Consider the following 26,848-nt stretch of genomic DNA (forward strand, 5'->3'; position numbering starts at 1 on the left):
AGCCAATATTGGCGTTTACCGAATCGTAAATCCGGCGCATATGGGGCGCGTATTTTACGCTTTTTTAGTTTAATTGCAAAAAATAGCGCTATAGATTGGTTTTTACTGTTAGCGACCTAGCTGTGTAAGCTATAATGCGCTAATAAATTTATAGAGTTAATTTGCTCATTTTGGAGAAACACACATTGCAGTTTACTGATCTTGGGATTGATACACGCCTTGAAACACAATTAGCACATCAAGGGATCACCCAGCCCACCGATATTCAAGCGCATGCAGTGCCTACCGCACTTGCAGGGCATGACATTTTCGCTCAGTCTAAAACTGGGTCGGGCAAAACCTTGGCGTTTTTATTACCTGCTGTACAAAGGGTTATGAAACAAAAAGCACTCAGTAAACGCGATCCTCGTGTACTTATTGTTGCTCCTACGCGTGAGCTTGCTACGCAAGTATTTACTCAGCTGCGTTTATTAATTGCAGGCACAGCTATTAAGGCAGTTAAAATACTTGGCGGCGAAAACTTTAATGACCAAATAAAAGCACTTAGAAACGACCCACAATTCGTAGTTGCTACACCTGGGCGTTTAGCTGATCACATTACAAAACGCTCATTACAATTGAGTGGACTAGAACTGCTTATTTTTGATGAAGCCGATCGTATTTTAGATTTAGGCTTTACCGAGCAGTTAAAAATGATTAACGAGCAAGCTAATCACCGTCTACGTCAAACGTTATTGTTTTCTGCAACACTTGACCATGCACAAGTAGATGCACTATCACGTAACCTATTAAAAAAACCAAAGCAAATTACGCTAAGTGCAGCAAATGAGCAACATAGCGATATTAAACAAACGTTATACCTTGCCGATCACCTTGATCATAAAGAAGCGCTATTAGAGCATTTTTTAAACCAAGATGATGTTGGTCAATGTATTATCTTCACAGCAACGCGTTCTGACACGAGCCGTTTGAGTGAAGCCCTTAATGCTAAAGGCTTCAAATCTGTAGCGCTTGCTGGTGATTTAACGCAAAACAAACGTTTAGATATCATGGATTCGTTTAGTCGCGAAAACTTTAAAATATTGATCACCACCGACGTTGCATCTCGTGGTTTAGATTTGTTGAGCGTAACGCACGTTATTAACTTTGATTTACCAAAACACGCCGAAGAGTATGTACACCGCATAGGTCGTACAGGACGTGCTGGCTTTAAAGGAAATGCAATTTCATTAGTTGGCCCAAAAGATTGGGCAAGTTATTTAGCTATTAAAGCATTTTTAAATGACGAATTAAAATTTGCGAGCGTAGAGAGCTTAAAAGCTAAGTTTAAAGGTTTAAAAGAGAAAAAACCTGAGGCAGCGTGGGACAAATCTAAAGAAAAAGCCACCGCTGTTAAAAAGCCTGTATTTAAACGCAAAGCTAAACCTAAAAAGCCTACAGCACCAATTAAAGCACCGATGAACATTGATGGCGATACACCAATGCGCCGTAAAAAAAAGCCTGAGCAGGAATAATTATGAGTTACCTAGGAACCACACAAACATTATTTGTAAAAGAAGTGAGTAACGAAGGTGCTTACTTAGACGGCCATGATTTAGGTGAAGTATTTTTACCAAAACAAGAAATAAAACATGAGCTTGAAGCGGGCGATAGTATTAGTGTATTTATCTTTTTAGACAATGCTAATTTAGCCACAGCAACAATAAAGAAACCACATGCTCAAGTTGGCGAGTATGCCCTACTACGCGTTAAAGAAATAAATAGTATTGGGGCATTTTTAGATTGGGGGCTTGAGAAAGATGTGCTTGCACCTTTTAATGAACAAAAGCCACGCATGCAAGAAGGACATTCTTATTTAGTACGTCTGTATCTTGATAATGCAAGCCAACGTATTTGTGCCTCAAACAACTTTAATCGTTTCCTATCAAAAGATGAGCCGCAATATACTCACTTACAAGAAGTGGATTTAATTGTTGCTGGTAAAACAGATATTGGCTACAAAGTATTAATTGAAGAGTCGCACTTCGGTGTTGTTTTTTACAATATGGTATTTAAAAGCTTATTTGTGGGTCAAAAGCTTAAAGGCTATATTCAAAAAGTACGTGACGACGGAAAAATTGATGTTGTACTAGAAAAGCCAGGTATGGGAAAAGTAAGTGACCTTGGTGAAACTATTATGCAAAAGCTTAAAAACGAAGGCGGTGTTATTCCACTTGGTGATAAGTCTGATCCTGAAGCAATAAAAAAGATGTTTTCTACAAGTAAGGCTAATTATAAAAAAGCAATTGGTGGCTTATTTAAACAAGAGTTAATAGATATTGAAGCGAAATCCATTCGCTTAAGATCTTAATTATAATTGGCTGTAATTACTAATAATACCTGTTAGTAATTAACCTAAAATATATTTATAAGGCAATGTACATTGCGTATATTGCCTTGAATAATCAAGCACTTCAACTTCCGACTCAAGATTGAGCGGTGCCAAACGAAAAACCTTTTTTTCACATTCTGTTTTTTTATCATCAAGCTTTGATATACATTCACTAACGCTTACATGCTGAGATATAAGTGTATCTTCATTTTTGTAACACAGATGATGAGCATAATCTTGCATTGTTTTTTTAAAATCAAACATATCGACTGGGTACGTTGGAATTATATCTGTAACGGTTGTTACACCGTCGTATGCTTTATTAGAAAAAACGTACTTATTTACTGAAAAACCCGCAATAACAATTATTATAGAACCAAAAAATAACTTCAAAACAAACCCCTACTACATTTTGATTTTATTAATGTAACATAAAACTCACATAAGGTAAGGGGTTTTAGCACTATATGACTGCTTATTGTTAAATTAAGCTATAGAGTTATTAACATCACTAAGCACTTTTACAGGATTATCTGCTTGAGTAATCGGTCTGCCTATAACTAAATAGTCACTTCCTGAATCTATAGCTTGCTTAGGAGTCATTATACGCTTTTGATCACCCGCATCACTCCCTTCAGGGCGTATACCAGGCGTAACAAGCTTAAAGCTATCACCTAACTCTGTTTTTAAAGCTTTTGCTTCTTGTGCAGAACACACAACACCATCAAGCCCAGCTTCCTTTGCAAGCTTAGCTAAATAGATAACTTGCTCTTGAGCTGATTTATCAACACCTAAACGCTTAAGCTCTGTTTCATCCATACTTGTTAATACAGTAACAGCGATAAGTAATGGCGCTTTGTCACCAAATTTCTCTAGAGCCGATTTAGCTTTGCTCATCATTTCAAAGCCACCAGAAGCATGAACGTTTACCATCCACACACCCATTTTAGCAGCTGCAGTAACCGCTTTAGCTACTGTATTAGGAATATCATGAAACTTTAAATCTAAGAAAACATCAAAACCTAAATCAATTAACTCTTTAACAAATGCAGGTCCAAAATAGGTAAACATTTCTTTGCCGACCTTGAGACGGCAAGTATCAGGAGAAAGTTGTTTAACAAAGTTTAAAGCAACTTCTTGATCATCGTAATCTAATGCAATAAGAATTTTTTTTGAGTGTTCGAAAGACATAACTATCCTAGTGAATGGCAGTAAAGTTATTAATTATGGGGTTATTAAAATCCGTCTAAGCCTCGACTTGGAACAATGGTTTCCCAATGCTTACAAGAAGGGCAGTTCCAATATATGGTGTAGCTTGTAAAACCACAATGCTGGCATTGAAAATCTGGTTTTGTAGCAATATAAGAGGTTACAAGCTTATCAATTTCGTTAAGTACTTCTTTAGTATTTTTATTTTGGTCACCCATTAATTGCAGTAAAAAACTAAAACCACGAATAGTAGGTTGACGTTTTAAGCTATCAGTTAAAAATTCAAAGGCTTGCTTGGTGTGACCTTGCTCAAGTAATGCTTGGCAATGCTTTATTTTAATTAATACACCGCCCTTCTCTAACAAGTCACTGACTAACTCGTGAAATTGATGCGTCAAATTCAATTGTTTATAACTGTGTGCAAGCTCATCAATAAACAACGGAGCAAACAAGGTAAATTGAGAGACAAGTTCACGCCAGTAATAAATAGCTTTAACGTAATCTTCTTTTGCGTAAGCAACTAACCCTAACTCGTAAAGCGGACGCACGGCTTTATAATTTAAGCTAATCGCTTTTCTCATTAGTTGGGGTGTATTGTCACTTAAAGCTGACTCACAATAAAAATTAGCAATTGCTTTAAATTGCTGTTCTTTTGAAAATAGTTCGCTATGAGCTTCAAACATGTTGATGCCTTTTTCCCACTCACGGGTTTGCGAATATAAAGTGATAATAGGGTCCAGCGCTTCTACATGCCCTGCTTTAACTAACCAAACTAAGTGCTCTTCCGCACTATCTAGTAGTCCGGCCATTATATAATCTTCGGCTAGTTCTAAACGGCTAGTTGCAGCTTGTTGTTCATTTAAGCTTGGGTGTTTTAACAGAAGTTCATGAATTTTTATTGCGCGGTCTAATTCACCTCTACGGCGAAACATGGTGGCAAGTGTAGAATAGTGTTCAACCGAGTCGGCTGAAACTTCAAGTAAGTTGATTAAATGCTCTAAGCCTTGATCTTCTTCTCTATCGAGTAGAAATTTTAAGCCTTTGCTATATTCAGAAGTGATCTGACGATTAAGTTCATGAGCTTGGTTTTTAGCACTGTTTTTACCCATAATCCAACCGTAACCAGCGGCAACAGGTAATAGTAAAAACAAAAGCTCAATCATAGTTAGGTGTCTTTATTCGCGGCAAGCTTTTTTTTATCTTTTTCAGGCGCTAATTGCTTTTTTAAGCGGTAGTTTTGCCACTTTAATTGCGAAAACAATTTAAAGCTAATAAAACAACCAATCAAAACACCTAATAAAAAGCAGATACTTATTATTACAGCTAAAGGTAGTGTATTACTGGCTATAATGTAATTTACTTGTACTAACTGTGGGTTTTGTGACCCTAATACAAATGCACTGATAAGGCATAGTGCAACCAGAATAATTTTTAATACCTTGAACAAGTAACTACTCCACTAAGTTAACTAGGCAATGCTTTCATTCACGCGGTCGCGCAATTCTTTGCCTGGTTTAAAATGAGGTACATGCTTTCCTTCAAGCTCAACTGTATCGCCAGTCTTAGGATTACGACCTGTGCGAGGAGCGCGGAAATGCAAAGAGAAACTACCAAAACCTCTGATCTCAATACGATCTGAAGTAGATAATGAGCCGGCCATTTGTTCAAGAATTTCTTTTACAGCATTCTCAACATCTTTCACTGGAACGTGTGCGTGTTGTTCCGCAAGTATTTCTATCAATTCTGACTTAGTCATAGCGTTTCCTTAAAAAGAGATATAGGAAGGGCAAAAAATGCCCTTCCAACTAAAAACTAATTATATATTAGTCTTTTTGTGCATTTGCGAAAGCAGCTGCCATTGCGTTTTCAAACACTGGCTCTTCTTTCTTAAGCTTCTCTAGTACTTCTTTCTCTTCTGCTTCGAAAAGAGCTTTTACAGATAAGCTTAAAGTGCGGTTCTTACGATCAACACCAACGTATTTAACTTCAATCTCGTCGCCTACAGAAACTACAGTAGTTGCATCTTCAACGCGCTCTTGAGCGATATCAGCTACACGGATGTAACCTTCAACGCCTTCGATAAGTTCAACAGTTGCGCCTTTCGCATCAACTTCAGTCACTTTACCTTTAACAATAGCACCTTTTTTGTTTGCATCAAGGTAGTTATTGAATGGGTCAGCTTCGATTTGCTTAACACCTAGAGAGATTCGTTCACGCTCTGGGTCAACTTGCAATACGATAGCAGTGATTTCGTCGCCTTTCTTGAATTCACGTACAGCTTCTTCGCCAGGTGTATTCCAAGAAATGTCTGAAAGGTGTACAAGACCGTCAATACCACCGTCAAGACCGATAAAGATACCGAAGTCAGTGATTGATTTGATCTTACCAGTAACTTGATCGCCTTTGTTTTGTAGACGAGCAAATTCCTGCCAAGGATTAGCAATACATTGCTTAAGACCAAGAGAAATACGACGACGTTCTTCGTCAATTTCTAAAACCATAACTTCAACAGTGTCACCAAGGCTTACAACTTTTGAAGGATGGATGTTCTTGTTAGTCCAATCCATTTCAGAAACGTGTACTAAACCTTCAACGCCTTCTTCGATTTCCACGAAACAGCCGTAATCTGTAAGGTTAGTAACACGACCAGAAAGTTTAGAACCTTCTGGGTAACGACCAGCGATAGCTGCCCATGGATCTTCACCAAGCTGTTTAAGGCCTAGAGAAACACGAGTTTTATCTTTGTCGAATTTTAGAACTTTAACTGCGATTTCGTCGCCAACATTAACGATTTCTGAAGGGTGCTTAACACGCTTCCAAGCCATATCAGTAATGTGTAGTAGACCATCAACACCACCAAGGTCAACGAATGCACCGTAGTCAGTAAGGTTCTTAACGATACCTTTAACTTCTTGGCCTTCAACAAGGTTAGCAAGAAGCTCTTCACGTTCTTGTGAGTTTTCAGATTCGATAACTGCACGACGTGAAACAACAACGTTGTTACGTTTTTGGTCAAGCTTGATTACTTTAAATTCAAGCTCTTTGCCTTCAAGGTGAGTTGTGTCACGTACTGGACGAACATCAACAAGTGAACCAGGTAGGAAAGCACGGATTGAATCAACTTCAACTGTGAAACCGCCTTTAACTTTACCGTTGATAACACCAGTAACAGTCTCTTGCTCTTCACATGCTTTCTCAAGACGGATCCATGCTTCGTGACGCTTAGCTTTCTCACGAGAAAGGATAGTTTCACCGAAACCGTCTTCAATTGCATCTAGTGCAACATCTACTTCGTCGCCTACAGCAACTTCTAGTTCACCAGCAGCATTTTTGAACTGCTCTGCAGGGATAGCACTTTCTGATTTAAGACCAGCATCTACAAGTACAATGTTATTCTCGATAGAGATTACTGTACCTTTAACGATAGAGCCTTGCTCTGCTTCAAAACCCTTTAAGCTTTCTTCAAATAACTGCGCAAAATTTTCTGACATACGAATATACGTCTCATATATTAATACCAATAAGCAACCATGCTGCATGGGGTTGTTAAAATAGCACTGGCATCCTGCTGGCGCATAAAATGTGTTTAGCTTCGTTTAGGAAGCTTACCTTCAGAGATAGCAATATCCAATAAAGTTATTACCTTATCAAACACTTGCTGTGCATTAAGATCGCTAGTATCGATCTCAATAGCATCCTCTGCAGGTACAAGCGGAGCAACGGTGCGATTCATATCGCGCTCGTCACGAGCTTGAATGTCCTGTAATAGACCACTTAGTGTAACATCAAGGCCGCGCGTATTCAACTCAACAAAGCGTCTACGAGCACGCTCTTGTGCACTTGCTGTTAAATATATTTTTAACGGCGCATCTTGAAAAACCACAGTGCCCATATCACGGCCATCGGCAATTAAGCCATTTTCAGTGCGAAATGCACGCTGACGACGTAATAACGCTTCACGAACGCGAGGTAATGCTGCAACTTTTGAAGCCGCAGCGCCTACTTCTTCATTACGAATAGTAGTGGTTACATCTTCGCCTTCTAAAATAACTTTTCCTGCATTAGTTTGGCTATCTACCAAAAACTGCACATCTAAATTTGCAGCAAGCGGGACAAGCCCTTCTTCATTGTCTAATGCAATTTGGTGATGAAGTGCAGCTAAAGATAAAACACGATAAATCGCACCGCTATCTAATACATCCCACCCTAACTTGTCGGCTAACAAGCGACAAACAGTTCCTTTACCTGAACCACTTGGGCCATCAACGGTGATCACGGGCATTAATAACGCCTGCATTTAAAACCTCCTGCAATGCACACCTAAATAAACCGCGACATTATACGTCAGTTATTAAAATATATCTGCTATTAGTGTGTAACTTTTGTAATTACTTCTAATTAGCTTATTCACTGACTGACGCTAAAACATTGAAAAATGTAGGAAATGTTTTATAGGTACACTTTGGATCATTAATTGTTATTGGCTTTCCACCAACGGCAACCATTGCAAAACACATGGCTATACGGTGATCGTCGTAAGTATCAACAGCAACATCATTAAATGTTTCAGGTGGGGTGATCTCTATAAAATCTTCACCTTCTACAACCTGTGCGCCTACTTTACGAAGCTCAGTTGCCATTGCATATAAACGGTCTGTCTCTTTTACTCGCCAGTTATAAATGTTACGAATGGCTGTTGGGCCTTTGGCAAAAAGAGCAACAGTTGCAAGAGTCATGGCTGCATCAGGAATTGCATTGGCGTCAATATCCACGCCTTTTAATTCGCCTTTGCGAACAACTAAACGTTCATCATACCAATCAATTTTTGCGCCTACTTGCTCCATTACTTTGGCAAAGCCTATATCACCTTGAACCGATTTAGCGCCAACGCCCTTAATTTCAATCTCACCGCCTGCAATTGCAGCCGCAGCAACAAAGTAAGAAGCAGAAGATGCATCGCCTTCAACCATTATGCGATCTAATGATTGATATTGTTGACCACCTTTAACTTTAAAAGTTGCATAATCACTGTGCTCAACATTAACCCCAAAACGTGCCATTACATCAAGTGTAATATCAATATAAGGTTTAGAGACTAAAGTACCTTTAATAGTTATTGTTGTATCACCGTTAAATAATGGCGCTGCCATTAATAGAGCGGTTAAAAATTGACTTGAAATACTGCCGTCAATTTCAACTTCACCGCCTTTTATTTGGCCACCCACAATTTTAAGTGGTGGGTAGTCTTTGTGCTTTGTATAAGTAACATCACCACCCAATGCTTGCAGCGCGTCAACCAAGTGCCCTATTGGGCGCTCTTCCATACGTGGCTCGCCTATTAGCTCGTACTCACCAGCAACGGCAGCAAGTACTGCCGTTAAAGGTCTATAAGCAGTACCCGCATTACCTAAAAACAATGGCTCAGTCGGTGTATTAAACACACCACTAACACCCTCTACGGTGGCTACAGTGCGTTCATCATTTAAAGTTACATTTACACCTAATAACTTTAAGGCGCCCAGCATATGGCGTATATCGTCACTATCAAGTAAGTTTTCTACAACGGTAGTACCGCTTGCAAGTGCTGCTAATAATAAAATTCTGTTCGATAGACTCTTTGAACCTGGTAGGGTTACTGTGCCATTTACTCTAGAAATAGGTTCTAAACGAAGCTGCTCCATTAGCTGTGCTCCTTTGCAAAAGCAGCCATAAAGTCTACAAGTGCTTGAACACCTTCAATAGGCATTGCGTTATAAATACTTGCGCGCATACCGCCCACAATTCTGTGGCCTTCAAGAGCAAGTAACCCTGCATCTTTAGACTGAGCAACAAACTTATCATTTAAGCTTTCATCATTAAGCCAAAACGGAACATTCATACGTGAACGGCAATGTTTAGCTACTTTATTGGTATAAAAGCTCGATTCATCAATAAAGTCATAAAGTAGCTGCGCTTTAGCAATATTTTGAACTTCCATCGCTTTTACGCCACCATTACTTTCAAGCCATTGAAATACTTCAGCAGCTAAATACCAAGCAAATGTAGGAGGCGTGTTAAACATGCTGCCTTGTTTTGCTTCTAATGCGTAATCTAAAATGCCTGGCTTAGGTAAGCCTTCACGCTCAAGTAATGTTTTACGAACAATAACGATTGATATGCCCGACGGGCCGATATTTTTTTGCGCACCAGCGTAAATTAAATCAAATTTATTAACGTCTATTTCGCGTGATAAAATAGTTGACGACATATCAGCAACGATCGGTGCAATTGGGTGGCTTGGTACATCAAAAATTTCTAAGCCGTCAACCGTTTCGTTAGGGCAATAGTGAATGTAAGATGCATCTTCTGGTAACACCCAATCAGCAACCTGTTTAATAGAAAACTCGCCATTGTCATCATTACGCACATCAATAGAGGTTGCTTGAGTAAACTTGTTGGCCTCGTCTGTTGCACTTTTTGACCACACGCCGTTTTCGCAATAAACCGCAACTTTGCCTTCTTGGTGTAAATTTAATGGCACAGCACTAAACTGACCACGACCACCGCCATGCATAAACAGCACTTCAAATTCATCACTGATATTCATTAGACGACGAAGGCTGGCTTCACATTTAGCTGTAAGGGCTAAAAACTCTTTGCTACGATGGCTTATTTCCATCACAGACACACCTAAATCTTGCCAATCTAGAAACTCTTTTTGTGCTTTTTTCATAACCGCTTGCGGAAGCATAGCTGGCCCCGCACAAAAATTATATTTACTCATTACCTTTGCCTCATTCCAGTAATTTAACTACTAAGCATGAACGCTCAATACCCACCCACTAAACCTTTGAGTTTTAGTGAGTGAATATAACTTCACACCCTATTAATTTTTTTCAACAACATTAAAAAAAGCGGCCAAGGCCGCTTTTTCAATATCAATTATTCTGAAGGAGGATTATCATCCGCTACTTCATCAATAACCGTATCTACAGTTTCAACGTCTTCAATATCAATCAAGTCACTTTCTGTAACTTCAATCTCTTCTATACGTTGTAAACCAACTACTTGCTCTTCGTCAATAGTTCTGATCAAAATAACACCTTGGGTGTTACGTCCAACCGTAGAAACTTCATTAACGCGAGTACGTACTAAGGTACCACGATTTGAAATAATCATGATTTCGTCGTTATCATCAACTTGTACAGCACCAACAACAGCACCGTTACGCTCACTCACCTTGATAGATACAACACCCTGTGTTGCACGGCTCTTAGATGGGTAATCTTCTAGTTGTGTACGCTTACCGTAACCATTTTCAGTTACCGTTAAAATAGCACCGTCAGTTTTTGGTACAATTAACGATACTACGCGTTGATCATCGGCCATTTTAATACCACGAACACCTGTAGCAGTACGACCCATTGGGCGAACACCTTTGAAACGAATCTCAGGGTTACCTTCTTCGTCTAATACTGGGTTACCGTTTTCATCAACAACTGTTGTTTCTTCAGCTTCTTTAAAGCGTACAACTTTACCTGCATCAGTGAACAACATAATTTCGTTGCTACCATCGGTAATATCAACCCCAATCAGGCTATCGCCATCATTCAAGTTAACAGCAATAATACCGCTTGCACGTTGACGACTGTAAGCCGTTAATGGTGTTTTCTTAACTGTACCAAATGCTGTTGCCATAAAGATGTATTTATCTTCTGCGTACTCGCGTACTGGCAATATAGCAGTAATACGTTCATCAGCTTCAAGTGGTAACAAGTTAACAATTGGCTTACCGCGCGCTGCACGACTCGCTAGTGGTAACTGATACACTTTAAGCCAATATAAACGACCGGCCGTAGAGAAACACAATATAGTATCGTGTGTATTTGCAACTAATAGACGCTCAATGAAATCTTCATCTTTCATCTTCGTTGCTGACTTACCTTTACCACCACGACGCTGTGCTTCGTAATCAGACAATGCTTGATACTTCACATAACCTTCGTGAGAAAGCGTTACTACTACGTTTTCTTCGGTAATTAAGTCTTCAAGGCTGATATCGTGAGCAGCTGCATTAATTTCAGTGCGACGCTCATCACCATATTGCTCTTTAATTTCAACTAGCTCGTCACGAATAACTTCCATTAAACGCTCAGGAGTTGCCAAAATATAAAGTAGTTCAGCAATTAATTCTAATAACGCTTGGTATTCGGTCAAGATTTTTTCGTGTTCAAGACCTGTTAGCTTATGTAAACGCAAATCAAGAATTGCTTGAGCTTGTTGCTCAGAGATATAATATTGACCATCGCGAATACCAAGTTCGCTCGCTAACCAATCTGGACGAGCAACATTATCTTCACCTGCTTTTTCAAGCATACCTTGTACATTACCTAATTCCCACGGACGCGCTGTTAAAGCAATTTTAGCTTCAGCAGGTGTTGGGGATTTACGAATAAGTTCGATAATTGGGTCAATGTTTGCAAGCGCAATCGCTAAGCCTTCAAGCGTGTGTGCACGGTCACGGGCTTTACGTAAATCAAATACTGTACGACGAGTTACTACTTCACGACGGTGAATAATAAACTCTTCTAACATTTCTTTTAAATTGAAACATTTAGGTTGGTTATTAATTAGCGCAACCATATTCATACCAAACACAGTTTGTAACTGAGTTTGTGAATACAAGTTGTTTAAAATAACTTCGCCTACGTCACCACGTTTAATTTCAATAACGATACGCATACCGTCTTTATCTGATTCATCACGTAGCGCACTAATACCTTCAATTTTCTTATCTTTAACTAGCTCAGCAATTTTTTCAATTAAACGAGCTTTATTAACTTGATAAGGAATTTCGTGAACGATGATTGTTTCACGGCCTGTTTTTTCATCGGTTTCGATGTCGGCGCGTGCACGCATGTACACTTTACCACGGCCAGTTAAGTAGGCTTGTTCAATACCCTTCTTACCGTTGATAATTGCAGCCGTTGGGAAATCAGGACCAGGGATATAATCCATTAACTCTAAAATAGTTAAATCTGGATTTTGAATAAGTGCCAAACAACCATTTACAACTTCAGTTAAGTTATGTGGTGGTATATTTGTAGCCATACCTACTGCAATACCTGACGAACCATTCACTAATAAATTAGGAACTTTCGTTGGTAAAACATCAGGGATGAACTCAGTGCCATCGTAGTTAGGAACGAAATCAACCGTTTCTTTTTCAAGATCGGCTAATAACTCATGCGACATTTTAGCCATACGTACTTCTGTATAACGCATTGCCGCTGCTGAATCACCATCAACCGAACCGAAGTTACCTTGGCCATCTACTAGCATATAACGCAGTGAGAATGGCTGAGCCATACGAACTATCGTGTCATAAACTGCACTGTCGCCGTGTGGGTGGTATTTACCGATTACGTCACCGACCACACGGGCCGATTTTTTGTAAGGCTTGTTCCAGTCATTACTAAGCTCGTTCATTGCAAACAAAACGCGGCGATGAACAGGTTTTAAGCCGTCACGTACGTCTGGTAATGCACGTCCTACAATTACGCTCATTGCGTAATCTAAGTAGGAGTTTTTTAACTCGTCTTCAATATTGACTGGCAGAATTTCATTGGCGAGATCAGTCATTTGATATCACATTCCTTCAGTATCAGCTCTCAACAACCCGGTATTGGGTATTAAGAGTATTGTTATTATTTCTAACAGCCATGCTATCACAATTAATTTTAATTTACAGGCGCAAAACTTTGCGATTTATCAATTTAGCCCTATATAATGGCCTCAGATTGACGAGGAAGTATTTTATGACCGAACATCAAAATGTAGATCACGCAGAAATAGCAAAATTTGAAGCCATCGCCGAGCGTTGGTGGGACCTAGACGGAGAATTCAAACCTCTTCACGAAATTAACCCGTTACGTTTAGACTTTATAGCAAACAAAACGCAAGGCTTATTCGATAAAGAAACACTCGATGTTGGCTGTGGTGGCGGTATTTTAAGCCAAAGCATGGCGCGCATGGGCGCAAAAGTAACTGGCATCGACATGGGGCAAGAGCCTTTAACTGTTGCTAAGTTGCACAGTTTAGAAACTGGCGTAAATGTAGATTACATAAAAGTGCCAGCAGAAGAGTTTGCATCGCAACACCCAGAGCGCTTTGATGTAATAACCTGTATGGAAATGCTTGAGCACGTTCCCGATCCTGCATCTATCATTCATGCCGTAGCCGCACTTGCCAAACCAGGCGCAGACGTGTTTTTTTCAACTCTAAACAAAACACCTAAGGCATATTTATACGCTATTATTGGCGCTGAAAAGCTATTAAAAATGGTCCCTGAAGGTACACACGACCATAAAAAGTTTATAAAACCTGCGCAGCTTATTGCATGGGCAGAGCAAGCGGGTTTAAAAGTTCGTGCAAGTACAGGCCTTTCTTATAACCCACTATCAAAGCAATATACGCTCAATAGTGACGTTAGCGTAAATTACATACTGTACTTTGAGAAGTTAGCTTAATGGCTAACTCTCAAGCCCCCCTCCCCCTTATTGAGTACGATGCATTTTTATTTGATTTAGACGGCACTCTACTCGACACCGCTGATGATTTAGGTGCGGCTTTAAATGCAGTTCTCATTAATAATAAAATAGAGCCTGTTAGTAGTGATGTATACCGCCCTGCGGCATCTCACGGCGCAGGCGCATTATTAGAGGCTGGTTTTAAAGAGTTATGGGACACACAACCTCAAAGCGAACTTATTAAGCAATTAGTTGGCGAATACGCTGCAAACATAGCAAATCACACGCATTGCTTCAGCGGTGTTGAATCGTTGCTTATTGCCCTTGATCAGAAAAAGATCAAATGGGGGATCATGACTAACAAACCAGGGTTTTTAACTGATCCTTTAGTGGCAGCAATTCCCGCATTGAAAAATGCTAGTGTAGTAATAAGTGGCGACACCTTAGCTGAAGCTAAGCCATCCCCTTTACCGCTGCTACACTGTGCACAGCTTATGGGAGTGCAACCAAAACGCTGTTTGTACATTGGTGATGCACAGCGAGACATACAAGCAGGCAAAGCCGCAGGTATGCGCACAGCAACGGCACTTTGGGGCTACATACCAAGTATTGATGAAGCCAACAGCTGGAATGCTGATTTTAACTGGCAAAGCCCAATTGATGGTTTTAACCATATATAGTGCCATGTTAATTAATAAACACTATATATTGTGATTGTGTTAGTTTTTACGCAAAGCTTGCTGATAAAAAAAGCAGTCAAAATTTATTTTTAAAATGCGTAAATTTAGCAGATCATTAGTTGATTTTTGCATATTTCAACTTAAATGATTGTTCGAAGGTGAGTGTCTACTAACACAAATACGTTATCCCGAAGTTATCCACAAATAGGGGCAATTATGTCCCTTGCAAAACAACTCAGACCACACTATCTTGTGATCTCTAAATTGAACAACACCAGATATTGTGGCCAAATGTTATTCAATTAAATTCGCAAATATGGCGAAACTTATAATAAATGAGTATATACCTTGCCCCGGCGAGGTATAAAGCATTGGTCAAAATACATAATTCCCAAGGAATACAGGCAAATGAACCAACAGTTATCTGTAAGCAAACGTGACGGGCGTAAAGAGCCTCTTGATCTGGATAAGATCCATCGCGTTATTGAGTGGGCCGCCGAAGGTTTAAACAACGTTTCGGTTTCGCAAGTTGAATTAAAGTCGCACATTCAGTTTTACGACGGTATTCGTACTAAAGACATTCACGAAACCATCATTAAAGCAGCAGCGGATCAGATTTCAAAAGAATCGCCTGATTACCAATACTTAGCTGCACGTTTAGCTGTATTCCATTTACGTAAAAAAGCGTACGGTCAATTTGAGCCACCACGTTTATTTGACCACGTAACAAAAATGGTTGGCGATAAACGCTACGATGCTCATTTACTAGTAGATTACACAGAGCAAGAGTTAGATGAGCTTGATGCATACCTTGATCATTCTCGCGATCTTAACTTTAGCTACGCTGCTGTAAAGCAACTTGAAGGTAAGTACCTCGTTCAAAACCGTGTATCGGGTGAAATATACGAAAGTGCACAGTTTTTATATATTTTAGTTGCGGCAAGCTTATTTTCAGATTACCCACGTGAAACACGTACTGATTACATTAAACGTTTTTACGATGCAGTATCTTTATTTAAAATATCTCTACCAACGCCAATTATGTCGGGTGTACGTACGCCTACTCGCCAGTTTAGCTCGTGTGTATTAATTGAATGTGGCGACAGCCTTGATTCAATCAATGCAACGTCGTCAGCTATTGTTAAATACGTTTCACAACGTGCGGGAATTGGTATTAATGCAGGTAGAATACGTGCGCTAGGTAGCCACATTCGTAACGGCGAAGCGTATCACACAGGGTGTATCCCTTTTTATAAGCACTTTCAAACAGCGGTTAAAAGTTGTTCACAAGGTGGTGTACGTGGCGGCGCAGCAACATTATTCTACCCGCTTTGGCATTTAGAAGTAGAGAACCTACTTGTACTTAAAAATAACCGTGGTGTAGATGATAACCGCGTACGCCACCTAGATTACGGCGTACAGTTTAATAAACTAATGTACTCTCGTTTAATTAAAGATGATTACATTACATTATTTAGCCCATCAGATGTACCTGGCCTTTATGATGCATTTTTTGAAGACCAAGCTGAGTTTGACGCACTTTACGTTAAATATGAACAAGACGAGTCTATTCGTAAAAAACGCATTAAAGCCATAGAGCTTTTCTCTATGTTTGCGCAAGAGCGTGCAAGTACTGGTCGTATTTATTTACAAAATGTGGATCACTGTAATACACACAGCCCATTTATTTCTAAAGTTGCGCCAATTCGCCAATCTAACTTATGTTTAGAAATTGCATTGCCAACTAAGCCACTTAATAACGTGAATGACGAAGAAGGCGAAATTGCCCTTTGTACACTTTCTGCGTTTAACCTAGGTGCAATAGAGTCACTTGATGAGCTTGAAGAGCTAGCTGAACTTGCAGTACGCGCACTTGATAACTTACTTGATTTCCAAGACTACCCTGTACCGGCTGCTAAAAATGCAACTATGGGTCGTCGTACACTAGGAATAGGCGTAATTAACTACGCATACTACCTAGCTAAAAACGGTAAGCGTTATTCTGATGGCAGTGCTAATGCATTAACACATAAAACCTTTGAAGCTATTCAATATTACTTAATGAAAGCATCAAACGAGCTTGCTAAAGAGCGTGGCGCATGTCCTAAGTTTAACGAGACAACGTATTCACAAGGTATTATGCCAACAGATACGTATAAACGTGATTTAGATAAAATTTGTGATGAGCCACTTCATCTTGATTGGGATACACTACGTGCAAGTATTAAAGAGCACGGTATGCGTAACTCAACACTAAGTGCGTTAATGCCATCAGAAACATCGTCGCAAATCTCTAACGCAACTAACGGTATTGAGCCACCACGTGGACATATTAGCGTTAAAGCAAGTAAAGACGGTATTTTAAAACAAGTTGTTCCTGAGTATGAGCGTTTAAAAGATCAGTACGAGCTACTATGGGACATTCCATCAAACGATGGTTATTTACAGCTTGTTGGCATAATGCAAAAATTTGTTGACCAAACAATTTCTGCAAATACAAATTATGATCCAAACAAGTTCGAAGGCGGTAAAGTACCTATGCAAGTCTTATTAAAAGACTTACTAAGCGCGTACAAACTAGGTGTTAAAACCTTGTATTACCACAATACTCGCGATGGCGCCTCAGATTCACAAGAAGATGCTCCAGAAGTGGAAGATGACGATTGTGAAGGCGGCGCGTGTAAAATATAACTGCTGATTTTTATTTTAAGCGGGCATTTAGCCCGCTTTTTCTGATAGTTTTTTGAGTGATAAACATGTCTTATACTACTTTTAGCCGAAACCATAATAACCAAATGCAAGAGCCAATGTTTTTTGGCCAAACTGTAAACGTATCTCGTTACGACCAACAAAAATACCCAATTTTTGAAAAGTTAATTGAAAAGCAACTGTCTTTCTTTTGGCGTCCTGAGGAAGTAGATGTAAGTAAAGACCGTTTAGACTTTCAAGCATTACCAGATCACGAAAAGCATATATTTTTAAGCAACTTAAAATACCAAACACTGCTTGATAGTGTACAAGGTCGTTCGCCAAACGTGGCTCTACTTCCAATTGTATCGCTACCAGAGCTTGAAACATGGATAGAAACATGGGCGTTCAGTGAAACAATTCACAGCCGCTCATACACGCATATTATCCGTAACGTAACACAAGCACCTGAGCTTATTTTTGATGACATTGTTAGCAACGATAAAATTAGCGAACGTGCTGATGCCGTAACTAAATACTACGATGACTTAATTAACTCTGTATCGCTTTACAACTTATACGGTGAAGGCAAACACGAGATTAACGGTAAAACAGTTATCATTAATTTATTTGAGCTTAAAAAGAAACTTTACCTGGCTATGATGTCAGTAAATATTCTTGAAGCGATTCGCTTTTACGTAAGCTTTGCATGTTCGTTTGCATTTGCTGAGCGCGAGCTAATGGAAGGTAACGCTAAAATCATCAAGCTAATTGCACGCGATGAAGCACTTCACCTTTCTGGTACTCAGCATATTTTAAACATCATGCAAGACGGTAAGGACGATCCAGAAATGGCGATTGTTGCTGCCCAGTGCCGCGACGAAGCAATTAAAATGTTTGTTGATGCTGCAGAGCAAGAAAAAGAGTGGGCCGAATACTTATTTAAAGATGGTTCAATGATTGGCTTAAATAAACATATTTTATGTCAGTACGTTGAATACATTACTAATGCACGTATGACTGCGATTGGTTTGCCAGCACAGTTTGAAAACAACAGTAACCCTATCCCGTGGATAAACTCGTGGTTAGTGTCTGATAACGTGCAAGTAGCACCACAAGAAGCAGAAATAAGCTCATACCTTGTTGGTCAAATTGACTCTCAAGTTGATGCATCAGAATTTGGTGATTTTGATTTATAATGAGTGACAAGTCTACTGCAAGCATAACGCTTGCAGAAAACAGCCAGTGTATAGAATTTATCGCTGGCTGCCCTTCTCTTCTACACTGCTTAGAATCCATGAAAATAGACGTCGCATTCCAATGCCGTGAAGGTTATTGCGGCGCTTGTAGAGCAACTTTAGTGTCAGGCAGTGTTGAGTATAACGAAGAGCCACTTGCGTTTGTACGCGAAGGCGAAATACTGTTGTGCTGCTGTAAACCCAATGGCAATGTAAGTATTGATCTGAAATAAAAATCAATACTTACATCCATCGTTTATTAAACTTATCAATAGTGTGGAACGAACCGGTAATGTCCGGTAATTTTATAATCAAAAAGCATATCGCTTTTTTGCGGACCACGCCCTATATTATGCACAATAAGTGGGTTACCCGTATCTTGAGATAACTCATTAATCACCATACCTATATGAGGTAAATTACCTGGTAACATCCACGTTATTATATCGCCGGTTTTATAATCACTCACTTTGTTGGATTTACTCAATACGTTGGCATGGCGCTCAAAGTAAGCTTGTAAATTTGGAACACGTCGGTGATCTATATTTTTATCAGGCTTAGTTAAGCCCCAAATACGTTTAGATGGATACAGCGCAAAGTTTTTTTGCATGTCCTCATGCACGAGTTTCTGTAAATCAACACCTAACTTTCTGTAACTTCTAATTATTACATCGGTGCACACACCTATATTTTTAGGTACATCCCCACCAGGGTAGCCAATAGAGCGATAAGCGCCGTCGTAAGTCACATCATGAGTTGTACGCTCAAGCAGAGCTGAAACAATATCTTCTTCAAACGATGCTGCATTACTATTAATACACGCTAAAGTAAGTAAACACCCAATAATTCTGTACATATAAACTCCTTTAAACCTAAAATTGAGTTACAGCGTTTGGGCTACGTGCCTTAGCACGTCTATTTTATTGCCTTTACTTGCAAATTGCGTATCCAGCGCATATGCCATTTTTTCAAGCGGAGCGTCGTTATATCCTACATGTTGGATTTCGCTAATGTAACGCATCATAAACACGTCTGGACCAAGTTTAAGCCACTGCGCTACATGCACAAGCTCATGAAAATGAACCCTCAAATCTTTTGCAACCTCAGGAAGTAGATAATAGGTATTTTTATACGTCATACCCGCCGCGTCCATATCGACAAAATCACCTAGGCCCATTTCTCGCAGACCCGCAAAGTCTGGCTTTGGTATTTGGTCTACAACAACGTAATACGCGTTTTTTAAAAACTCGGCAGGATAAAACCCATAAAATTCATTACTGAATTTATCACAACTCACTTTTTGACTGCTGTATTTTAAATTTGTAGCGTCAATCCAATTTACTATTTGTTCTACCACAGCTCCTCTCCTAAAGTACAAATGCAACACACCAAGTGTAAACCTTAATCTAATATTGTAGTAAATTTTTTAACCAGCACTTTTAGTATTAACACCTCGCAACTAGCGAAGAAAATAGAACGCATAGAATATCTAAACAAAAAGCTCTAAATCAAAATTATCATATAAGCATAACCGGTCTATAAACAGTAAAACCCTTTTTTATACTTTTTAAAGTGTTATTATTTGTAACTAAAATAGTAACACTTAAAATCATGTATAATTTTACTAATATACTCTTTCGTATGAAAATAATGCGTTTCAGTCCCATTGTCTTACTGGTCATATTAAGTAATACAGCAAATGCTGAAAATATAAAACCGTTCACATCAGATGGCTGTAGTGCTTTTCCGGACGGCACGACAAAAGATAAAAAGTTGTGGCTTGCATGTTGTAAAGCGCACGACTACGCCTACTGGCAAGGTGGCACTTATTGGCAACGTTTAGAAGCAGATAAAGCCTTGCAACAGTGTGTTATTGAAGCCGGCGAAACGAGTATAGCGAACCTTATGCTTGCTGGAGTTCGATTTGGCGGCAGCCCTTATATACCATCGACTTTCAGATGGGGCTATGGTTGGCCGTACCCTAGGTTATATCAAGCATTAACAGCTGATGAAATTAAGCAAATTGCTGCTTTAAAAACGGTATTAACTCAAACTAATTAACACATTGTGAAAAACTGGGTTATGCAAATAATATCAAAAGGAATTGAATCACTATGCTTATACTGTTAAGTGTCATTTTAACTTTGTTTCCAACGGTAATATCTTATTTTGTTTCACGTAATTACGCTAAAAAGGCTAAAGCGACTAATAAAGGTGCTTACATCAGAGCAGTGATTTGGCCTAGTGTTTTCTCGTGGACACTATTTGCTGCTGTTGGGCACGGTGCAATAATCTTCCCCTTACCTTCAACGTTTGCGCTCGTGTTATATGTGTTTCTATATGACGAACGTGGTATCTATTTCCATCCTCACATATTTTTAAGCCCAACGATTCCAATAGCCGTTTATTTAATAAGCTATTTCAAATACAAAAAAGCGGCCAATAAAGAGCTAACGCCCTAGCCCACTGTTGGCTCATCAGTATCTTGTAAGGTCCAAAGCTTCACTTACTCCTGCTGTATACTTCTTTGCTGTGAAACTACAACGTTATTATCTGAATATAAATGTGTAAATAACAGGTCTGGTAAATAAATAAAGCGTCATTACCAAAAATAACGAGTTTACTTATGCCCCCAGATATACAAAAAAGCCTTAAAGTAAAACCTGCTCACATCGTCTCATTTATTGTGTTTTTATTAGTTTCAATATCTACGTTTACCGCTCAAGTATATGCCGCTGATGCTGTATGGCCTTCAAAAACCACTTACAAATATGCAAATGTAAACGGTAAAAAGATATTTTACCGAGAAGCTGGCGCGCAGCATAAGCAAACCATTGTACTTTTACATGGGTATCCGTCGTCTTCACACAGCTACCGAGAATTGATCCCACTCTTATCAGGTCGTTATCATGTGATTGCACCTGATTATTTAGGCTCAGGATACAGCGAACGCCCAAACCCAGAAACTCAAAAATATACTTTTGAATTACTAGCTCAATACGTTGAAGTGTTACTAACAACACTTAAAGTAAAGCGCTACAGCCTTTATATACAAGACTTTGGAGCTCCTGTGGGCTTTAGGATGTTGTTAAATAACCCAAATAAACTTGATGCACTTATTGTACAAAATGGTAATGCGTATTTAGAGGGGTTAACCCTACCGAGGCAAGCGTTTTTTAAAGCCGCGAATGAGGACAAATCACAAGCGCAGAGTGATAAAATTTATTCGTTCACGTCTAATAAAGCCATTATTAATAAGCAATATTTACGAGACGTACAAAGTAACCCAGAAGTAATGAGCCCTGATAGCTGGACGCACGATCTTCACTTTTTACAAACTAAATCCGATAGAGTAATTCAAGTACAATTGCTACAAGATTACTACAATAACCTTCTCGACTACCCTAAATGGCAAGCTTATTTACGCAAGTACCAACCAGCAACATTAATTGTATGGGGCAAAAACGACCCTGCGTTTATAGCCGCAGGCGCTAAAGCATATTTGAAAGATGTACCGAACGCTGAAGTACATTTACTCGATTCAGGACACTTTAGTGTTGAAGAAAAACCAGTTGAGATTGCAAAGTACATTGTGAACTTTATGGATAAGCTATAAATAGCGGAAATAAAAAAACGCTGAGGGTATAAACCATCAGCGTTTCATTAAATTGTATTAACTTAAGCTAAATCCAAAGAAATAGTATTTAATATGGGTAACTGTCAGATCAAGTCTGAGCTAGTAAATTTTAAGTATTTAACCTTCTTCTTCAATAAGTGATTCTAGTAGATCGTGTATTTCAGCTTTAAGCTCTTTGTCTTCTATTTTATTAGCACTAACCTTAGCATTTTGAAGATTTTTAATAGCCTCGTCTTTTTGACCAAGTTCTAGCTGCAGTGTAGCCATTGAAAAAGAAACTGATGACATGTGATCTTTGTTATTAATCGCAACAGACTTTTCTAATGCTTTTTCATAAGTCGTGATTGCCTCTTCTAGCTCTTCGGTAAAATCAGCTAAAGTTTCCCATTGTACTGGGTGATCTTTTGAAGTGTTTTCGTTTTCAATACAAATCGCTTTTAATTGAGCAAATAAAGATTCAAATTTTTCTCGGTTATTTTTGTTAGCCGCCGCCATTAAATCTTCTGCTAGGTCATGTACCGCTTTATATATTTTTGTATTCATCATCACTGGTTATCCTTTAGTGCAGCTAAACTAATTTACTGACTCAATTTAGCTAAAATGTATCATTACAGTCATTATAAAATGTATTTAAACAACTGATTTATTTAATTTGGTGTATAGCGTAATAATACATTAATAATGAACATCGCGTAGGCGTTAAACACACTGTAATTAAACTTTATCGCAATTACTCTTAGTAACCTCACACACTGAATAAACTTGCAACCCAATCCAACGTAAAGATAGTCGTAAACACTTTAAGTGCAATGACAACTATAAATAATAAGATGATTACCGCTTTGGCTTTACTACTTTTGAGGTTGTTCCAATATAATAACTTTGCATTAAATTCTGTTTTTAACTTAGTAACAGCTTCTTTCATAATTACATCCTACTTAGGTATCCCGCTCAGCAACATTTAATAACTACACAGCTGCCCAAGCAGGTTTCATAATATTTTTCGCCACCTTAGAGTAAAGCATTAAATAAAGCCTGTCCTATATAAAATGTAACAAGGGGTTTTAACTTAAGTTATTGTATCTAACTTTTTTACACACCCAAAAAGCAAACAACGGGACAATTCAGTAGAGCGTTAATAATAAATTTGGTGCTACACTAATAGCTAACTTAAATGTGTTAACAGCCAACTAAATTAGCAAATTATGAAAGAGTGTAACCAGTGTGGTAAATGCTGTATTAAATATGGTGGCGGCGACTTAAGCGCAACGAAAGAAGAAATAGATTTATGGGAACTCTTTAACCCCGAAATTTATGAGTACGTTAAAAACAACGAAATTTGGTTTGACCCAAAAACAGGCTTAAGACTTCAAGTGTGCCCATTTTTAGAAATTGCGCCTAAAAAGGAGCCTCTCGCTAAAAATATGTATACCTGCAGTATTTACCTTGACCGTCCAGAAGACTGCCGCCACTACCCTAGCCTTATTTCAGAGATGATCCGCGATGAATGCGAAATGATTGAATCTATAGATATTACAAACCAGACAAGAGCGCAGCATAAACTAGATTTGATAATGATAGATAGCCGCTCTTAAACACCTAGATAAACCTGCAGCGCTAAGAGTCTCGCACTTAAATAAATAGGTATTTCTATTAACATACCTATTATTATAATTTTTATAAAATTGGTTTAATCGTCATTTTTAGATCATTCATCGCAAAACACAAAGTTATACTATAACATTGTTGATTCACTGATTTTACGGTGTTATATTATATCACAACATAATAACCGCGAACCAATATATCCATGACAAAGTTAACATTAATCTCCTCTGCTATTTTTTCTGTTTTATGTTCTCAATCAGCTTTGGCTGCCACTGTTACTGGTAAAGTAATGGATGATAAAAATCAACCAATTAAAAATGCCTCAATTCATGTGCATGGTAAAAACCAAAGCGTTAAAAGTAATGATTTAGGCGAATTTGCTATAGAAATCGATGCAAATAGCCAATTACATATTAGCAAAGACAACTACGTAGACTCTCGTATTGCTGTTAGCGAATCTTCAAATAATCTGTCTGTGTCACTTAAACCAACATCGGTTGAGACAGTGGTTGTTTATGCCTCTGCACTTCATAAAAATAGCCTCGAGATGATATCGCCAGTAAGCGTGCTCTCAGGTGATGAATTAAGAAATAAATCAAAACCAACTCTTGGCGAAACGCTAAAAGGTTTACCAGGCGTAAATGCAAGTTACTTTGGCCCTGTATCGTCAAGCCCAATTATTCGTGGTTTAGATGGCCCTCGCGTTAAAATCACACAAAACGGATTAGATGCCAGCGATGCATCACGCATTGGCCCAGACCACGCGACATCAAGCGATAGCCTAGCAGCAGAACAAATTGAAGTATTACGTGGCCCAAGCACCCTACTTTATGGCTCTGGTGCAATTGGCGGTGTTGTTAACGTGGTTGATAACCGCATTCCTACAGACAATATCGACGAGCTTACGGGGGCTGCAGAATACAGCCACGATACAGTATCAAACTCAAACACCGTAGCTGCAAAACTTGAAACTGGTAATGAAGGCTTTAACTTTCATTTTGATGGCACTAAGCGCAGTGGCGATGATTACCAAACACCTACCTTTACTATTGCCGACGATGATGGCGATGTAGAAACAGAGAATTCTGTAGAAAATACTTTTATTGATAGCGAAACACTTAACTTTGGTACCAGCTATGTTGGCGATCATTTAACGATTGGTTTTTCGTACGGTAGTATTGATACCGATTACGGTATTCCCGGGCATGAGCATCATCACGATCACGAAGGTGAAACTGAAGAAGAGCATGCAGAACATGAAGACGAAGCAGCTGAAGAGCCGGTTTACGCACATTTAGAGCAAGATCGCTGGCAAGGGCTTGTAAGTTACGCCCTTCATAATAACTGGATAGAAACCATCAACCTACGTGTTGGCTACACAGATTACTCGCACAGCGAAATTGAAGATGGCGAAATTGGTACTACTTTTAAAAATAAAACGACTGAAGCACGTTTAAATGTAGAGCATAAGTTTGCTGATTGGCACGGAATGATGGGCTATCACTACAGCGATTCTGACTACGATGCAATTGGTGAAGAAGCCTTTACACCCGCAAGTGTAACTACAACTAACGCATTATATTTACTAGAAGAGCGTGAATTTGGCGACGTTACAATTGAACTTGGCGCACGTGTTGAAGATTACAAAATTGAAAGCCAAATCACGGCACACGAGCATAGCCACGATGAAGTAGAAATAGATCACAGCGACGAAGAAACCATTGGGTATAATGAAAGTTTTACCAATTTAAGTGCCTCTGCTGGTGCCATTTGGCAATACAAGCCGGGTCATAGTATCGCTACGAGTATTTCTCATTCAGAACGAGCACCGCTTTCGGCAGAACTTTTATCTAACGGTCTACACATTGCAACTGGCACGTACGAGCTAGGCCTTGGTTACAATATTGAAGATAATGAAGCGCATTTTGAGCCAGAAAATATCAAGCAGGAAACTTCAACAAACTTAGATTTAAGCTTTAGACGCTTTAGCGGTGATTTTGGTTACACCGTTAACTTTTTCTATAACGATATCAAAAACTTTTATTTTCAAGAAAATACGGGTTTAGTTTACGATGAAGAAGATGGTTTAGAATCAGCTATTGGTGCACATGACGATGCTGTTGCGGTTTATCAGTTTACAAGTAAAGACGCAGAGCTTTATGGAATTGAGTTTGACGCGCATTACCAAGTAACACCAAGCGCTATGGTTAAAGTATTTGGTGACTCAACTCGTGCAAAACTAAAAGACGACGAAGGTAATTTACCACGTATCCCTGCCAATAAATTAGGCTCTGAGTTACAGTATGATTTAGGTGACTTACAACTAACATTAACGGGTACTCATTACTTTGATCAAAACGATGTAACTGCCTTTGAAACTCAAACTGATGGCTATACGTTATTTGATGCACAAGCTAATTACCAATTAGGTTTAGGCAGTGTCGATGCACAGCTGTATATAAACGTTGATAACATTACTGATGAGTTAGGTTTTGTACATAGCTCATTTATTAAAGATAAAGCCCCACTACCAGGCAGAAACTTCCGCTTTGGTGTTCGTGGCTATTTTTAATAATTAAAAGTAGTTTTAGTTTATAAACCGCATTTTATTAATGCGGTTTTTTTATTTTTAGAATATATAATATCGATCGGCAATAATACTTGATCAATTCAAGGGATTAAACTTTGCACTAACTGCGTAAAAATTATGATATACGACTGCATGGATGCAAAAGGTAGAGCAATGCAGGAGCAATTAGTGATAACAATTAGTTAAAAAAGCTTTTGCCTTGTTATCAACCCTATTTTCTTAGCGCAAAATAGATCACTTAATTAGGGTCTGTTGATCTTTGCGGATTAAAATTTGTTCAAACTAGGGGCTATTTAATCGCGGCGCGAGGTTTGTAACC

General features: G+C 38.9%; 25 protein-coding genes. 11 read left to right on the forward strand and 14 right to left on the reverse strand.

Going from position 1 to position 26,848, the window contains the following annotated elements; all coding sequences use genetic code 11:
* The first annotated feature begins 185 nt into the window (after positions 1–185).
* Entirely contained in the window at positions 186–1,514 is a 1,329-nt protein-coding gene (locus I6E69_RS17825; RefSeq protein ID WP_197121789.1) for a DEAD/DEAH box helicase, read from the forward strand.
* 2 nt (positions 1,515–1,516) lie between these two features.
* On the forward strand, positions 1,517–2,350 hold the full coding sequence (locus I6E69_RS17830; RefSeq protein WP_002961188.1) for a S1 RNA-binding domain-containing protein: 834 nt from the start codon (positions 1,517–1,519) through the stop codon (positions 2,348–2,350).
* Positions 2,351–2,389: 39 nt separating this feature from the next.
* Here the strand turns inward: I6E69_RS17830 and I6E69_RS17835 are convergent, their stop codons facing one another.
* From I6E69_RS17835 to gyrA, 10 genes are all read right to left on the reverse strand, one after another.
* Positions 2,390–2,764: a hypothetical protein gene (locus I6E69_RS17835; RefSeq protein ID WP_039489775.1), complete on the reverse strand. Its 375-nt coding sequence runs from the start codon at positions 2,762–2,764 to the stop codon at positions 2,390–2,392.
* Between the two features lie 93 nt (positions 2,765–2,857).
* On the reverse strand, positions 2,858–3,562 hold the full coding sequence (pyrF, locus tag I6E69_RS17840) for an orotidine-5'-phosphate decarboxylase (protein WP_149602755.1): 705 nt from the start codon (positions 3,560–3,562) through the stop codon (positions 2,858–2,860).
* 44 nt (positions 3,563–3,606) lie between these two features.
* Complete coding sequence (lapB, locus tag I6E69_RS17845; protein ID WP_197121791.1) at positions 3,607–4,743, reverse strand: lipopolysaccharide assembly protein LapB; 1,137 nt, start codon at positions 4,741–4,743, stop codon at positions 3,607–3,609.
* 2 nt (positions 4,744–4,745) lie between these two features.
* Entirely contained in the window at positions 4,746–5,027 is a 282-nt protein-coding gene (locus I6E69_RS17850) for a lipopolysaccharide assembly protein LapA domain-containing protein (protein ID WP_039489780.1), read from the reverse strand.
* A gap of 21 nt (positions 5,028–5,048) precedes the next feature.
* On the reverse strand, positions 5,049–5,336 hold the full coding sequence (ihfB, locus tag I6E69_RS17855) for an integration host factor subunit beta (RefSeq protein ID WP_002961178.1): 288 nt from the start codon (positions 5,334–5,336) through the stop codon (positions 5,049–5,051).
* A 67-nt stretch (positions 5,337–5,403) separates the two neighbouring features.
* Entirely contained in the window at positions 5,404–7,071 is a 1,668-nt protein-coding gene (rpsA, locus tag I6E69_RS17860) for a 30S ribosomal protein S1 (protein ID WP_002961176.1), read from the reverse strand.
* Between the two features lie 95 nt (positions 7,072–7,166).
* On the reverse strand, positions 7,167–7,877 hold the full coding sequence (cmk, locus tag I6E69_RS17865) for a (d)CMP kinase (protein ID WP_002961166.1): 711 nt from the start codon (positions 7,875–7,877) through the stop codon (positions 7,167–7,169).
* Positions 7,878–7,983: 106 nt separating this feature from the next.
* Positions 7,984–9,261, reverse strand: coding sequence for a 3-phosphoshikimate 1-carboxyvinyltransferase (gene aroA / locus I6E69_RS17870; protein ID WP_039489784.1), 1,278 nt, complete (start codon positions 9,259–9,261; stop codon positions 7,984–7,986).
* Positions 9,261–10,343: a 3-phosphoserine/phosphohydroxythreonine transaminase gene (serC, locus tag I6E69_RS17875; RefSeq protein WP_197121793.1), complete on the reverse strand. Its 1,083-nt coding sequence runs from the start codon at positions 10,341–10,343 to the stop codon at positions 9,261–9,263. The genes aroA and serC overlap by 1 nt, the downstream gene beginning before the upstream one ends.
* Positions 10,344–10,501: 158 nt before the next feature.
* Positions 10,502–13,201 (reverse strand): DNA topoisomerase (ATP-hydrolyzing) subunit A, encoded by a 2,700-nt coding sequence (gene gyrA / locus I6E69_RS17880; protein ID WP_002961163.1) that lies wholly within the window; start codon positions 13,199–13,201, stop codon positions 10,502–10,504.
* Positions 13,202–13,377: 176 nt separating this feature from the next.
* Here gyrA and ubiG point away from each other — a divergent pair, with 176 nt between their 5' ends.
* The 5 genes from ubiG (at position 13,378) to yfaE (ending at position 18,927) form a co-directional block, all read left to right on the forward strand.
* Positions 13,378–14,088, forward strand: coding sequence for a bifunctional 2-polyprenyl-6-hydroxyphenol methylase/3-demethylubiquinol 3-O-methyltransferase UbiG (gene ubiG / locus I6E69_RS17885; RefSeq protein WP_197121795.1), 711 nt, complete (start codon positions 13,378–13,380; stop codon positions 14,086–14,088).
* Positions 14,088–14,768 carry an HAD-IA family hydrolase gene (locus I6E69_RS17890; protein ID WP_197121797.1) on the forward strand — a complete coding sequence of 227 codons (681 nt, stop codon included), beginning with the start codon at positions 14,088–14,090 and terminating at the stop codon, positions 14,766–14,768. Before ubiG ends, I6E69_RS17890 begins: the two co-directional genes overlap by 1 nt.
* Positions 14,769–15,176: 408 nt before the next feature.
* Entirely contained in the window at positions 15,177–17,459 is a 2,283-nt protein-coding gene (gene nrdA / locus I6E69_RS17895; RefSeq protein WP_002961160.1) for a class 1a ribonucleoside-diphosphate reductase subunit alpha, read from the forward strand.
* A gap of 65 nt (positions 17,460–17,524) precedes the next feature.
* On the forward strand, positions 17,525–18,655 hold the full coding sequence (gene nrdB, locus I6E69_RS17900) for a class Ia ribonucleoside-diphosphate reductase subunit beta (protein WP_002961159.1): 1,131 nt from the start codon (positions 17,525–17,527) through the stop codon (positions 18,653–18,655).
* Positions 18,655–18,927 carry a class I ribonucleotide reductase maintenance protein YfaE gene (yfaE, locus tag I6E69_RS17905; RefSeq protein WP_039489790.1) on the forward strand — a complete coding sequence of 91 codons (273 nt, stop codon included), beginning with the start codon at positions 18,655–18,657 and terminating at the stop codon, positions 18,925–18,927. The genes nrdB and yfaE overlap by 1 nt, the downstream gene beginning before the upstream one ends.
* Positions 18,928–18,962: 35 nt before the next feature.
* Here yfaE and I6E69_RS17910 read toward each other — a convergent pair whose 3' ends face one another.
* Together I6E69_RS17910 and I6E69_RS17915 are read right to left on the reverse strand one after the other, a co-directional pair.
* Positions 18,963–19,550, reverse strand: a complete 588-nt coding sequence (locus I6E69_RS17910; protein WP_193226365.1) for a DUF1287 domain-containing protein — start codon at positions 19,548–19,550, stop codon at positions 18,963–18,965.
* A 27-nt stretch (positions 19,551–19,577) separates the two neighbouring features.
* The gene (locus I6E69_RS17915) at positions 19,578–20,051 is read right to left on the reverse strand and encodes a hypothetical protein (RefSeq protein ID WP_197121799.1); all 474 of its coding nucleotides are present in this window, start codon (positions 20,049–20,051) and stop codon (positions 19,578–19,580) included.
* Positions 20,052–20,344: 293 nt separating this feature from the next.
* On the opposite strand from I6E69_RS17915, the gene I6E69_RS17920 reads away from it, so the two are divergent.
* Positions 20,345–20,755, forward strand: a complete 411-nt coding sequence (locus I6E69_RS17920; RefSeq protein WP_039490160.1) for a hypothetical protein — start codon at positions 20,345–20,347, stop codon at positions 20,753–20,755.
* 565 nt (positions 20,756–21,320) lie between these two features.
* On the forward strand, positions 21,321–22,310 hold the full coding sequence (locus tag I6E69_RS17925; protein ID WP_197121801.1) for an alpha/beta fold hydrolase: 990 nt from the start codon (positions 21,321–21,323) through the stop codon (positions 22,308–22,310).
* Between the two features lie 138 nt (positions 22,311–22,448).
* Here the strand turns inward: I6E69_RS17925 and I6E69_RS17930 are convergent, their stop codons facing one another.
* Together I6E69_RS17930 and I6E69_RS17935 are read right to left on the reverse strand one after the other, a co-directional pair.
* The gene (locus I6E69_RS17930) at positions 22,449–22,877 is read right to left on the reverse strand and encodes a hypothetical protein (protein ID WP_002961147.1); all 429 of its coding nucleotides are present in this window, start codon (positions 22,875–22,877) and stop codon (positions 22,449–22,451) included.
* A gap of 199 nt (positions 22,878–23,076) precedes the next feature.
* Positions 23,077–23,256, reverse strand: coding sequence for a hypothetical protein (locus I6E69_RS17935; protein WP_197121803.1), 180 nt, complete (start codon positions 23,254–23,256; stop codon positions 23,077–23,079).
* Positions 23,257–23,536: 280 nt separating this feature from the next.
* On the opposite strand from I6E69_RS17935, the gene I6E69_RS17940 reads away from it, so the two are divergent.
* Entirely contained in the window at positions 23,537–23,926 is a 390-nt protein-coding gene (locus I6E69_RS17940; RefSeq protein ID WP_149602763.1) for a YkgJ family cysteine cluster protein, read from the forward strand.
* 215 nt (positions 23,927–24,141) lie between these two features.
* Complete coding sequence (locus I6E69_RS17945) at positions 24,142–26,511, forward strand: TonB-dependent receptor (protein ID WP_149602764.1); 2,370 nt, start codon at positions 24,142–24,144, stop codon at positions 26,509–26,511.
* Positions 26,512–26,848: the final 337 nt, after the last annotated feature.

This window comes from Pseudoalteromonas sp. NZS100 (genome assembly GCF_015864815.1).
Lineage (GTDB): Bacteria > Pseudomonadota > Gammaproteobacteria > Enterobacterales > Alteromonadaceae > Pseudoalteromonas > Pseudoalteromonas distincta.

Coding starts and splice junctions, on each gene's coding strand:
- I6E69_RS17830 (WP_002961188.1), top strand. CDS start 1,517: ATGAGTTACCTAGGAACCACACAAACATTATTTGTAAAAGAAGTGAGT.
- pyrF (WP_149602755.1), bottom strand. CDS start 3,562: ATGTCTTTCGAACACTCAAAAAAAATTCTTATTGCATTAGATTACGAT.
- lapB (WP_197121791.1), bottom strand. CDS start 4,743: ATGATTGAGCTTTTGTTTTTACTATTACCTGTTGCCGCTGGTTACGGT.
- ihfB (WP_002961178.1), bottom strand. CDS start 5,336: ATGACTAAGTCAGAATTGATAGAAATACTTGCGGAACAACACGCACAC.
- rpsA (WP_002961176.1), bottom strand. CDS start 7,071: ATGTCAGAAAATTTTGCGCAGTTATTTGAAGAAAGCTTAAAGGGTTTT.
- cmk (WP_002961166.1), bottom strand. CDS start 7,877: ATGCAGGCGTTATTAATGCCCGTGATCACCGTTGATGGCCCAAGTGGT.
- aroA (WP_039489784.1), bottom strand. CDS start 9,261: ATGGAGCAGCTTCGTTTAGAACCTATTTCTAGAGTAAATGGCACAGTA.
- serC (WP_197121793.1), bottom strand. CDS start 10,343: ATGAGTAAATATAATTTTTGTGCGGGGCCAGCTATGCTTCCGCAAGCG.
- gyrA (WP_002961163.1), bottom strand. CDS start 13,201: ATGACTGATCTCGCCAATGAAATTCTGCCAGTCAATATTGAAGACGAG.
- ubiG (WP_197121795.1), top strand. CDS start 13,378: ATGACCGAACATCAAAATGTAGATCACGCAGAAATAGCAAAATTTGAA.
- I6E69_RS17890 (WP_197121797.1), top strand. CDS start 14,088: ATGGCTAACTCTCAAGCCCCCCTCCCCCTTATTGAGTACGATGCATTT.
- nrdA (WP_002961160.1), top strand. CDS start 15,177: ATGAACCAACAGTTATCTGTAAGCAAACGTGACGGGCGTAAAGAGCCT.
- nrdB (WP_002961159.1), top strand. CDS start 17,525: ATGTCTTATACTACTTTTAGCCGAAACCATAATAACCAAATGCAAGAG.
- yfaE (WP_039489790.1), top strand. CDS start 18,655: ATGAGTGACAAGTCTACTGCAAGCATAACGCTTGCAGAAAACAGCCAG.
- I6E69_RS17910 (WP_193226365.1), bottom strand. CDS start 19,550: ATGTACAGAATTATTGGGTGTTTACTTACTTTAGCGTGTATTAATAGT.
- I6E69_RS17920 (WP_039490160.1), top strand. CDS start 20,345: ATGCGTTTCAGTCCCATTGTCTTACTGGTCATATTAAGTAATACAGCA.
- I6E69_RS17925 (WP_197121801.1), top strand. CDS start 21,321: ATGCCCCCAGATATACAAAAAAGCCTTAAAGTAAAACCTGCTCACATC.
- I6E69_RS17930 (WP_002961147.1), bottom strand. CDS start 22,877: ATGATGAATACAAAAATATATAAAGCGGTACATGACCTAGCAGAAGAT.
- I6E69_RS17935 (WP_197121803.1), bottom strand. CDS start 23,256: ATGAAAGAAGCTGTTACTAAGTTAAAAACAGAATTTAATGCAAAGTTA.
- I6E69_RS17940 (WP_149602763.1), top strand. CDS start 23,537: ATGAAAGAGTGTAACCAGTGTGGTAAATGCTGTATTAAATATGGTGGC.
- I6E69_RS17945 (WP_149602764.1), top strand. CDS start 24,142: ATGACAAAGTTAACATTAATCTCCTCTGCTATTTTTTCTGTTTTATGT.